The following is a 12409-nucleotide window of genomic DNA, read 5'->3' on the forward strand; positions in this document are numbered from 1 at the left end:
CTTTCCTGACATATAAGGCTTCATATACTCTCTATAGTATAAGTCGTCTTGGATAAGTGAGTGAAGTTATTCCAGTATACTTTTCACTTTTGTTATTTTTCACTAAAATGCAATGGTGTCTTATTATTACTGTTAGTAATTGTCTTTGTGGTTACTCTTAAATATGACTATGCATTAGTTATTATACTAATTCCCTTAATAATATAAAAATACATTAATAACGGGATTTGTTACTTTAAAGAGGATTACAATGATCAGGAACATCAAGGTCGAACCTTTGACAGAGACTCCTGTCAACAGACAGCAGATCGAACTTGTTGAGAGAAAGGGTATTGGACACCCAGACAGCATTGCTGATGGTCTCTCCGAGTCCGTGAGCCGTGCATTATGCGCTGAGTACATTAAAAAATGCGGAGTTGTGCTGCACCACAATACTGATGAAACTCAGATAGTTGCAGGTCGCTCCTGCCCTAAGTTTGGTGGCGGAGAGGTCATACAGCCTATATACACATTACTTGTGGGCAGGGCTACAAAAGAATTCGAAGGTGTGGAAATACCAACTGATGCAGTAGCAGTTGCAGCTGCCAGGCAGTATCTGAAGAAACACATTGTTGATATGGACCTGGAAAAGGACATAATAATTGACTGTAAACTTGGTACTGGTTCTTCAGACCTGAGGGACGTTTTCAGAAAGGACAGAGTGCCTTTTGCGAATGACACTTCCTTTGGTGTAGGACATGCACCTTTCTCCGAACTTGAAAATATTGTCTATAATACAGAGAGGCAGCTCATCAATGACCTGAAGAAGAAGGTTCCGGGCATAGGCACGGATATCAAGGTCATGGGTATGAGAGATGGCGATGAGATCACTATTACTGTAGGCTGTGCCATGGTAGGCAGGCATATTGATGATTTGGATGGTTATATCAGCATTAAGCAGCAGATGAACAGCTACGTCCACGACCTGGCACTGAAATACACTGACAGGAAGGTCAATACCTATGTCAACACTGCAGACAACCTGGACCACGGATCTGTGTTCCTGACAGTCACTGGTACTTCTGCTGAAATGGGTGACGACGGTTCCGTGGGAAGAGGTAACCGCTGTAATGGTCTGATCACTCCGAACAGGCCAATGAGTATGGAAGCTACAAGCGGTAAGAATCCAATCAACCATATTGGTAAGCTTTACAACCTGCTTTCCACAAAGATGGCAAGGCAGATCGTTCAGGAAGTCCCTGATGTTGAGGATGTGTACATAAGGATACTTTCTCAGATCGGTCAGCCCATAGACCAGCCATTGGTGGCAAGTGCCCAGATCATCCCGAAGAAGGGAGCACACTTCGCTTCTGTCCAGTCTGAAGCTAACGCCATCATTGATGAAGGCCTCGCTAATGTGGCAGACATCACTAAGCTGATAATTAAGGGAGAAGTGGACACTTTCTAATGTCCATTTTGTGAAGAAGGAAGAACTTACTCCTTCTTTCCCTCCGTTTTAAAAACGCTCACATCTGTTTTTTCCGAAAAGGATAAGTAGTATGATGTTTATCAGTGTGATGCTCGTGAGGCATGTCCTCCAAGATTAATCGCGTTGTCCCGCCTTAACTCAGTGGTAGAGTGCGCGGCTGTAGTATGGTCATGTGACGTAAGTCACACATTACCGCGCAGGCACCGCGATGCCCCCGGTTCGAGTCTGGGAGGCGGGACCTAATTCCAACGAAAGGTTTAAATATAACAAGTGCCTTTTAGAGGTGCTCGCAACATCGCGTCCGAATAGTGTAGTGGCCTATCATGAAGCCCTGTCGAGGCTTCGACCCGGGTTCGAATCCCGGTTCGGGCGCTTTAATAAAATCCCCGGTCTTCCGGGGAATAAATTTCGGTTTTAAGGATTTTTTTGATGTAATTACTGTTGGTTATTGACTTTACTCTATGTGCTTTTTGATTAGTTTTGAAACCACTTCATATTATGAAATTAGTTCCTCGAAAAGAGAGGATTTCTAACGAGGCCAGAACACAGCTTGCAAATATGGCGTGTCTCGTGCCTTCTTTGAATATGGAGAAAATCTCTTGCGTTTCTTTTTTAAAAACTGTCTTTCTTCTTTTGTGTTAACTTCTATAAAACTAACGTATACTTTGCGTAATGTATATCTGTATCTAACAGTAATTGTAACTTACTAAAATATGGGGAGATACTATATGAAAACACTTGTTACATACATGAGTCAGACCGGAAACACAAAGAAGATAGCTGAAGCCATTTATGGTGAACTTAAAGGAGAAAAGGAGATAAAATCCATCTCTGAGGTCAAAGATCTTGGAGGATATGATCTTGCATTCATAGGGTTCCCTATACTTCAGTTCGATATTCCGCCTGTAGTTAAGAGTTTTTTATCAGCGAATACTAAGGGCAAAAAAATTGCCATCTTCATGACACATGCTGTTCCTGAAGGATTCGAGGCCATCCATTCATGGACTGGCTCCTACAAGCAGGCTGCAGTTGGTGCAGATATCGTCGGTGCATTTGATTGCCAGGGAGAGCTTGCTCAGCCTATTATTGACATGTTGTTAAAGTCTGATGATCCGCAAATGAAAGCGTTTGGCGAGATGGGTCCACTCACAAAAGGGCAGCCGGATGAATCTAGGGTACGGAAAGCAAAGGAATTTGCAAAAGAAGTACAGGCAAAAGTTTGAGATTGTAAATATGGGAAAGTTAGATCCCTGATAAGCTATGCGGAGCGTATCAGTGCCAAAGCAGGGATATGAGGACAGAACAATTTCCCTGCTCCTAAATCTTTATTGAGCCAGAATTGACTCATTTTATTCTTTTAACTTTCCTACTTGTCGGTAAAGATCAATTCAAGTTGCTTGTTATGATCTTACTCTGTAGTCTGTCCGTCAAATTCTGCTTCGTTGGCTTCGGCTTCTTTCTTTGTGGCACGCACAATTCCATCCTTGTGATGCGCCGGAGAATAAATGGTGTACAGTTTCAGGTCCTCGGTTTTAGAGGTATTGATGACGTTGTGCTGTGCACCTGCAGGCACTACTACCGCAACCCCGTCCTTGAGTTCATACTCGTTGCCGTCAATTATGCATTTTCCCTCTCCGCTCTCAAAGCGGAAAAACTGGTCGTTTTCCTCATGAACTTCCATACCTATTTCTTCCATAGGCTTTAGGCTCATAAGTACCAGTTGGCTGTGCTTTGAAGTGTAGAGAACTTTACGGAAATTGCCATTTTCCAAAGTGGCATCTTCTATATCGATACAAAATCCTTTCATACCATTAATAGGGGCTTAATTACATATAAAATCATTAGCAGTAATATTGATTTTAAAATAAATAATTACATTGAAAAAAAGCTGCTAATTCTTCTCGATTTGCAATCTACTACTTATCATTTAACAATAAGGAATACTATAAGTGAAAGTACTTCCCTTTCCTACTTCGCTTTCAACCCAAACACTGCCACCATGCATCTCAACATATTTTTTGACCAGAATCAGGCCAAGTCCTGTGCCCTCGTGTTCGCGTGTCATGTATGAATTCAGCTGTTGGAATGGCTGGAATAGCCTGCACAAATCCTTTGTTGATATACCTATACCGTTATCTGTCACACTGATTTCAAGCATATTCTCAACAAGATTTGCAGTGATGCCTACATATCCCTTTTCAGGCGTGAATTTAATGGCATTGCTCGCAAGATTGTAGAGGATCTGTTTGAATTTGATTTTATCTGCATTGATGCTTCCAAGCTGCGGTTCTACTTGGATATTCAGATCAATCTTCTTCTTGAGTGCCAGAGGAGCTATTAACATCGTTACCTCCTCAATTACATCAGAAACGGAGAAGGATTCATACTGAATTTCCATTTTGCCTGCTTCTATTTTCGAAAGGTCTAGAATGTCATTAATAAGTTCAAGGAGATGTTTGCCGCCTGTTGAAATGTGATTAATGTATTTCGCCTGTTTTTCATTGAGGTCACCTACATTTCCACTTAGCATCATATCGGAAAAACCTATAATAGAATTAAGAGGAGTACGCAGCTCATGACTCATAGTGGCCAGGAATTCTCCCTTGCTCCTGCTTGCATCTTCGGCAGCTAGTTTAGCATTCAGCAACATATCTTCGGCCAGTTTTCTTTCGGTAAAATCTCTGCATACGCAAAATATTAGTTTTTGTTCTCCGAAAAGGGCTCCATTTGAACTTATTTCAACGTTAATAGTGGTACCATCTTTAAGACGGTGATAGGTTTCAAAATGATTACCTGATTCATCCACATTCTTTACTATTTCAATCAGTTCTTCCCGAGTCCATTTGGCATCCCAGTCCCAAACGTGTAACTGAAGTATTTCTTCCCGGGAGTAGCCAAGCATATCTGCAAATTTTTGGTTCACCTCATAAACCTTGCCATTCTGGTCAAGAACAACTATTCCATCCAGTGACTGTTCTATCAGGATACGCCTTCTTGCTGCTTCTTCGGCAATTCTTATCTCAGCTTTTTTACGGTCTGTGATATCTATTAAGACAAGAGTAAGGCCTATTATATTTTTATCATCATCTTTCAGAGGACTATAAGTATTGGAATACCATAGCCTATTGAGTGAAGAATCACCATATTCTTCAACAAGGGTGAATTCTTCGCCAGCAAGTGCCCTGTTAAAATTCATTTTTGCTTTTTCCCTGTCAGCTGGATATGTGATGTAACTAAGCATGCTAATGCCAACTTCAATATTGACACCCCATATCTGTTCCATAGTTACCCGATGATTTTTATTGAATGCAAGATATCGGTATTCTTTGTCAAGAGCGAATATAACAACATCTTTCGGGCTTTCAAGTACTCCCTGCAATAAATTGCATGCCTGCCGATACTTCTGTTTAGTTTGTTTAAGTTTTTCTTCTGCCACTTTGCGTTCAGTGATATCATGGACAAATCCATCAATTGTAAATGATTCTCCTTTTAATTGACCGTTTTTTCTTGCGTTCATTAATAGCCATATACGCTTTCCATCTGAACGCAAAGCCTCAAATTCAAAGTGCTTAACATATCCTTGTTTTCGAATTTGGGCTACTATTTCTTCAATGTTTTTTGGATCAACAAATAATTGCTCTCCTCCCTCCTCTATATATCTGATGGCCTGTTCTGGAGTTTTTAGGCCTAGAATGTAGGCCATTTCCGGATTAGTTTGAATCAGTTTTCTTTCGGAACTTATCCGGAACATTCCGACTGGTACATTGTCTATGAAGTTTTGAAGCTTTGCTTCGTTCTCTTTCAGTTTGTCTTGAATTCTTTTGCGAGACAACTGATTATTCAGAATACTCCCCAGTAACACAGTTCCAATCGGATAAATCAACATTACTGGTAAACTTATATATTTTATAACTTCAAAGGCAAATGGCCAGGGAAGCAGCAGTGTGCATGCAAGCATAAAAACATGAACCAAAATACCAAAAATGAATAAATTAAATCTCCCAAACATTTTTTGTAATCTATTATGGTATTTTCTCCACAATAGTCCTATTATTACACAACCTGTAATAACAGAAACACCCATCAATGCTCCAACACCGCCCAAATAGAGACGATAAGAACCGATTATGAGTGCACCGATGACTGCGGGAATAAATCCAAAGAAAAGGCCTGTTATACTTAGCAGAATAGAGCGGGTATCGAAGAATAAGCCAAATGAGAGCTCCCATGGATTCAACATCAAAGCAATACCTATCAGACCAATGATAATTCCAAAAAGTATGCTTTTTAGGTGCGTATTTATATTCGTGTTAGAAAAAAGAATATCATAGGCTACACCTAAGGCCAGAAGTAAAGCTGCATTATCTATGAGGGCTATTATCATTTCAGCATCCATGCAACTCCTTCTGTCAAAATCTATTTTCAAATGAGCCTTATTATGTAGTTTTTAATCAGGCAATTATTACTGCAATATGAACTTGAGATTTTTATGATCGCTCAATGTGTATATTATGCACATCTTAATATATAACAAATGCCCTATAAAAATGATTCATATCAGTTGGTACACAAAGTTGAAAAAAATTAAATTTTCTTTATTCTAAGCATTGTATTCCCACCTTTCTGGAATTCATAATTCACCTTTTCTTCACAAGCAGAGTATCCCTTTTTTGAAAAATATTCAATAACTTCATCAACATAAATGGATCTCTTAGAGTTCATGTCCAGAAGAGGAAATATCCTTACTTCCTTTGAGACCCTGCATAACTCATCTATTGATTTGATATGAAAATCAAGTGATAACTGCTCTGAATAGAGGAAGAGAAGGTGAGAAACAAGCGCAAGGTCAAAAGAATCGTCCTTAAATGGAAGGGAGGGAAGTTCACCAGCTACATATCGATTTTCAAGTTTACCTTTTTCATAATCATCTAAGAACTTCTTCATGGAATCCATGCGGATCTTGCCAAGTTCTTCTACGGAAGATATGTTTTCCCAGATGTAGTTATCCATATTTTTTCGGGTACGTTCTAGCACATGATCATAGACCTCATCGATTCTCTGCTCCAGAAGTTCGCGGTTAAACTTGTATATAGGATCAACAGAAACAACTGATAGCCCTTTTTGAGTCATCTCATAGTTAAAGCTCGCTGGACCATCCCCGCATCCCAGAATAAAACCCTTCAGGTCTTCATCTGAAAGGCTGAACATTTCAATATACTCTGTGAGAGAACGACCCCATGGTACGATACTTTTGTATTCAAGAGGCATGGAAAACCTATGATCCTGCTCTAGATAAAGATATTCTGGTTAGAAGCCGAATTAAAAATAGAAAAATATAAAGGGACTTCTCAGCCCCTTCACGTTACGTTCATCTCTACTCCCTTCACCTCGGCACTGACCTCAGGGTTATAGTAGGAGTAGGCTTTGCTTTCCTGGGCTGCTGCCTTTACAGGGAAGAGTGCCTTCAGCTGCATGGTGAAGTTGAGCTCTTCTCCAACCTTCATCTCATCGACATAGAGCACCACCTTGCGGCCTGCTATTTCGTAGCGGGTAATGGCACCGTTATCCTTGAGGGCATCCAGGCTCGTTGTCACAGGAGTGAAACCCGTGGGCACAGCAATATCCACGATCATCATGCCGCTGGAATTTGCCATGGCCTCTATGCCAGGCATACCGTTGTACTTCACCCGCACGTCTGCTGTCACGATGTCATCAACTGCAACGCTCGTGGCATCGTATGTCACGTTCAGCTCGATCTCCTTCTGCTCCACTACATCCGGCAGGATGACATTGAAACGCTGCACCAGCTGGTAGCTCACCTCTCCCTCGCCTTCAATGCCCAGGGTCACCTGCTGAGTACCCACAGGCACTTCCACTATCTGTACTACATCGAAGTTATGCGGAGTGATCCTTACCTCGTTAAGCGATGTATTGTCAGCCATCACAGAAACAGTGGCATCTATATCCCTGCCAGCCGAAGCCGCGGCAGTCATCAGTGCCCTGAAAGCCATTACAGTATCCTGAGTGCTTGAGAAACCACCCTGAGCATTTCTCTGTGCAGCGATCCACTTCAGGGATGAGCTTGCAGTCGGGTCCTTTGCCTCAATAAGAGCCAGCGTGGCGTATGCTGTGGTCTCTACATTCTTGCCGGAAGGCATTATTATGCCATAGGTATCGTAACCATAAGGTTTGGACACCGGAGCTTCATCATATCCCCAGTAAGTACCGTCTTCATCCTGCTTTGCCATCGCCAGCAGTTTGTCCAGAGCCTCATCGGCTTTGGAACTGTTCAGCTTCTGCAAGGCCAGCGTACCGATGGCAAGAGCATACGGATCATCCTGAGAGGCCATATTCGCTTCGAGGTACTGCTGAGCCTTTGCCATCACCTCTGGGTTGGCATTTCCATATTCTTCAAGAGCCAGCGTGGTGTAAGCCGTCAGAGCGTATGCGCCATTCACGCCTCCCATCATGTCCTGGTGGATGACAAAACCCACAGACTCCCATGAGCCATCTCCCTGCTGATGGGATTCTATCCAGTCGGCAGACTGCTTCAGCACATCTTCATCTATAGTAGTGATATCCCTGGCACTGCTGAACTGGGACAATACGAAGTCTGTAAGCCATAAGCTCCCTCCCTCATCACTCTCTCCGAATGCAGAGAATGAACCATCAGCATGCCTGTAAGTAAGTTCCCGCTGGTAGCCGGTGATGATGTATGTTTCAGCCTTTGCCCTTATCTCAGGATTCTCCTGGCCCGTGGCCTTCAGATAACGCAGCACTTCCACATCCGTAGAGAACAGCATCATATTTTGTTCACCACAGCCATAAGGCATTCCCAGCAGGTCATCCACTCCACTTATGGTCTGTGCTACAATGCTCGGTGTAAAGCTCAACAGGATCTTGCCTGAATCCTTTACCATATCAAAAGGCAGACTTGCATCCAGCACCACAGAAGCGTTGTCAAGGATGCCATTGTCTATTACCTCCCTCGTCACACCTTCAGGTTCCACAATGATGTCCTTCTTCACAGCATCCGCTTTCACCGTAGTCTGCCCAATGATCTCAATGACATGAGTGCCTACCTGTGCTGGCCTGATGGTGAAGCTCACAGAACTGACACTGTTCGGAGCTACCGTGACATCTTGCTTGTCATCTCCAACAAGCTGGAACCAATCCTCTCCTTTCAGAGTAAGGAAGACCTGTTGCTCCTTATCCAGATAGTTATACACCTGCACCTGTACTGGGAATTGCTCGCCTCTAATCACAGCATAAGGCAGGTCCGGGTCTATGAAGAAGTCCTGGAAAACCTTAAGCTGGGTTTCGGAGATGCCTATGCCTTGAGGTCCCGAGGATACCGCATGCAATCTCCAGGTGGTTATACTGTCAGGTGCGTTCAGTTTAAGGTCCGCTTTTCCGGTACTATCAGTTAACAGATCAGGTTCCCATACCCATGTCTCAGGGAAGAACTGACGCACCCTCTGCACTTCGGCAAGGGGCTCAGAAGGTTCTACAGCTCCCGTGGAATCTGTTGCCGTTGCAGTAGGCATCATGGCAGGTACTACCGCCTCTTCCTGTACAACCATATCCACACCCTTTCCGCCAAATCCGTCCATCAACATATCTTCCTGCGGAACTTCCACTTTTGGAACATTCAGTTCAGGTGAAGCCATCACTACCATACCCGCATTATCCAGTACATTGTAGGCTCCTTCCTGATACCAGTAGTATGTGGGATGAGCCTCAGCCAGAGGTTCCATGAAGCGCTTTTCGAGTTCACTGAATACCTGTTGCAGGTTAAGCCGTCCTTCGCTAAGAGCGTATACCGATTCATCCACAATGGATACACCGATCATGGCCTGGCTTCCTGCATTGAAATTCACGGTCACATTGTCTCCAGGCTCCACCGATTCTTCACTAAAAACAGAAGAAAGGTCCATCTGGGTGTCAAATTGCACATCAAAAGGAAGTACGTCAGCAGAGACCTCATTATTGGGGTTAATCATGTACGCCACTACTTTTGCTGTTGGACTCATCTGTGGTGTTACAGGAATAGTTATCTCCGATTCGCTGCTGGTAGCAGAGTATACAGTCCTACCGTTAGCGAACACATCATAGAACACAGTGCCTGGATTTGTAGAATACACCTTAAATGTGACTGATTCTCCAACTTTCGGTATTCTCTCACTGGTCTGGGTGATGTGTATGAAACTTGCAGAAGGCGAATATACGGCATTAAGGTTTACAGATGTATAAGCATCCTGTTCTTCTGCTGAAAGGTCAAGCGCATTTGCATTGGCAGGCACATCATAGGTTAGCAGGTAAGTGCCATTCTGAGTCTTTATGGTATCCTGCTGTGTCTCTTGTTTGTAATTCTCATCAGTGAAACTTGCAGTGATCTTGACTTCTGTATCCAGAGGCTTTCCTCCGGGATCTTGGGTCACAAGCAGCACCTGCAAGGGCATGCTAGGTTTTATAGAATTAGACTCGGGTATTAGTTTCAGTATAATAGGAGACTGTGCTACTGTAAGCAATTGTGTAGATTTCTCGCTATGTCCTCCCGTATCTGTCACGGTGACATTGAGCATGAGGCTGCCTTGTCCTTCTGCACCATAAGTGCCTGCTGCATAGCCCACTTCCGGGAGCTCGAAATCCACTGAACCGTTCTTGAGCATAGATTTGAAGGTGGCATATTGCTCCCAGGTACCTACATAACGCATGGCATCTACGGTCACATTACCTTCCACCTGCTTCCCAAAGAAATATTCTGCAGATACCGAACCTGTCACTGGTTCGGACACAAGGCTCCAGTCTTTAGGAGTAGAGATATTCACATCGAATTTAGGCAGCACGTATTTTTCTACTCGAATATCCACTTCAGAAGTGGAACTGCCCGATGTTGCTTTTATTTTCCAGGTGCCCAGGTTGAGTTCAGATGCAAGGGGAAGGTCAAAATATATTACACCATACTCATTTGAAGTAAGGTTCTCCTTGAATACCTTGACACCTTTTGCATCAGCAATTTCCACCATGGTCTCTTGTTCTACGGGAAGCAGGTTGTTGTTCACAGTGATCAAGCGGCCGTGGATGGTCTGCCCGGGCTTATAAATAGGCTTATCCGTTTCGATAAAAATAGGATTATTTCTCACTACCTGTATGGTAGCAGTGAATTCGACATCAGATCCCGCGGGTTTGGCGGTGAGATTATACTGTCCTTCTTCAATATCAGGCACTTCAAAGGAAGCAACTGCATTCCCTGCTTCAGAAGTCGATGCCTGAACTAGAGGAATCACTTTGTTATTTGCATTTGTAAGCGTGTATTCCACACACCTTACTACAGGCTGACCATCATTGAAGGCAGCCATGGTCACAGCACTTTCTCCTCCTGAAAAAAGTGTCTTTGGAGCAAGTATCAGGAATTCATCATCAGATTCTGAAGATTCATCCCCACACTGTCTGGCAATATTGGAAGATGGTTCTTTCGAATTCAGGCATCCCGAAACAAAGATAGATATCAACATCAGTGACAAAACTAGTAATTTAAAGATTTTAGACATATCTCTACCCTCAAACTCTCATATTCGTATATGTTAGAGTGGGTATAATTGCCGTATATACCTTGCTTAAACTTCAAAAAAGTTCGAAGTTATATTAATCAAAAATGGATTTCAAATGATGTAATATATAAACTTAACAAAAGGGCTATTTAATTATTGGGTTCTATGGCATCAAATGATACCTCTGTAGTAAAAAGTAAAGAAAAGGAAAACACGTTTCCTTCTCAGCTATCAATCCTCTTCGAGGATATATAGGTCACTGAACGGTAATGTCTACAAGTTCCAGTCTTTCCGATCCACCTTTTGTCTCCATCTCAAGCAGAAGTCCTATTCCTGAGGCATAGTACTTATTTTCCTCATTTCCAGGTTCAAGTGGATTCCACTCCTTGGTCTTCAGGCAATTTTCAAACGATCCATACTCTACTGAGACAGATTCATTCAGAGCAAGTACTTCAGCCATATCTTCAGCTTCACCCATCAGGTATTCCTGACGATATATGTCACCAACCTGTGGTTTCCATTCGATCAGAATTCCTGGTTTTGCACCATTTACCCCAGCTTCCCATGAACCTTCAGTGCTCACAAGCTTTCCATCTTCAAAGTCCTTGGATTCTTCCCCAAAGTACCAGACATTTCCATTTTTATCCTGTGCATACCAGTCAAAGGTTTCTTCAACAAGTTCATCGTCCTCCCATACTCTATCCCGGACAATGGTAGTGTTAACTCCCATGACAAATCTGGTTTCAGAAGTAACTAATACTTCAGTTCTTATTGTTTCATCTTCTGATTCTCCTTCATAAAAGAACGTGGTACCAGGAACCAATGGGAAATAGGGATTATCAATATTATCTACAAAATCAGCAGGATTTATTACAGGACTATATTCTCCTGTTTTATTTTCCACTGCATCTTCTACTTTAACTGCTTTCTCGCCTGTCTCTACTTCTGTGAGCATTGTCTCATTCTGATCATTGACTTTGTCATCATCTGGTGGTGCCATATTTGTTTTTTCATCTTCTTCATCATCAGAAGAGTCGTCCATACATCCTGAAACAAACAAGCTCAGGCATACTATGAATACCAGTATTGCATTTATTGCCAATGTTCGCTTCATCTTTACCCCTCCCATATTTTGAACTACTATCAATTTTTGGGGAAAATTAGCATAGTATAAAGTAATCCTATTATTCAAAATGATAACACAGAGAAAAGTTAATTGTGTCAAATCCTCTGATTGGTCTTTATTTTCTTGTGCCAATCAGCAAATTCCCTAATATATCATTTATAGAGGCTGTATGATAATACTTTTGGTACACTGGTCGAATTTAGTGTAGTATTTTTATCTTTGCGATAGCGACCATTAGTATCTGTATGACCATCTACAGAA

The 12409-nt window shown here is 42.4% G+C and carries 7 protein-coding genes and 2 tRNA genes; 4 read left to right on the forward strand and 5 right to left on the reverse strand.

Annotation, left to right across the window (positions count from 1 at the left end):
* Positions 1-250: 250 nt before the first annotated feature.
* The 4 genes from ACC612_RS02065 to ACC612_RS02080 all read left to right on the forward strand — a co-directional run bounded on the left by ACC612_RS02065 (position 251) and on the right by ACC612_RS02080 (position 2691).
* The gene (locus tag ACC612_RS02065) at positions 251-1447 is read left to right on the forward strand and encodes a methionine adenosyltransferase (protein WP_371852808.1); all 1197 of its coding nucleotides are present in this window, start codon (positions 251-253) and stop codon (positions 1445-1447) included.
* A gap of 148 nt (positions 1448-1595) precedes the next feature.
* A tRNA-Tyr gene (locus tag ACC612_RS02070) sits at positions 1596-1706 on the forward strand.
* 61 nt (positions 1707-1767) lie between these two features.
* A tRNA-Asp gene (locus ACC612_RS02075) sits at positions 1768-1840 on the forward strand.
* 356 nt (positions 1841-2196) lie between these two features.
* Positions 2197-2691: a flavodoxin family protein gene (locus ACC612_RS02080; protein WP_371852809.1), complete on the forward strand. Its 495-nt coding sequence runs from the start codon at positions 2197-2199 to the stop codon at positions 2689-2691.
* A gap of 185 nt (positions 2692-2876) precedes the next feature.
* On the opposite strand, the gene ACC612_RS02085 is transcribed toward ACC612_RS02080, so the two are convergent.
* From ACC612_RS02085 to ACC612_RS02105, 5 genes are all read right to left on the reverse strand, one after another.
* On the reverse strand, positions 2877-3275 hold the full coding sequence (locus ACC612_RS02085; protein ID WP_371852810.1) for a cupin domain-containing protein: 399 nt from the start codon (positions 3273-3275) through the stop codon (positions 2877-2879).
* Between the two features lie 120 nt (positions 3276-3395).
* Positions 3396-5864, reverse strand: coding sequence for a PAS domain S-box protein (locus tag ACC612_RS02090; RefSeq protein WP_371852811.1), 2469 nt, complete (start codon positions 5862-5864; stop codon positions 3396-3398).
* A gap of 188 nt (positions 5865-6052) precedes the next feature.
* The gene (locus tag ACC612_RS02095; protein ID WP_371852812.1) at positions 6053-6736 is read right to left on the reverse strand and encodes an SAM-dependent methyltransferase; all 684 of its coding nucleotides are present in this window, start codon (positions 6734-6736) and stop codon (positions 6053-6055) included.
* Between the two features lie 89 nt (positions 6737-6825).
* A complete protein-coding gene (locus ACC612_RS02100) occupies positions 6826-10986 on the reverse strand; it encodes an alpha-2-macroglobulin family protein (RefSeq protein WP_371852943.1) in 4161 nt (1386 codons plus the stop codon).
* A gap of 292 nt (positions 10987-11278) precedes the next feature.
* Positions 11279-12136 carry a hypothetical protein gene (locus ACC612_RS02105; RefSeq protein WP_371852813.1) on the reverse strand — a complete coding sequence of 286 codons (858 nt, stop codon included), beginning with the start codon at positions 12134-12136 and terminating at the stop codon, positions 11279-11281.
* Positions 12137-12409 lie beyond the last annotated feature (273 nt).

The sequence above is a fragment of the Methanomethylovorans sp. genome (genome assembly GCF_041447285.1).
In the GTDB taxonomy this organism is placed as follows: domain Archaea; phylum Halobacteriota; class Methanosarcinia; order Methanosarcinales; family Methanosarcinaceae; genus Methanomethylovorans.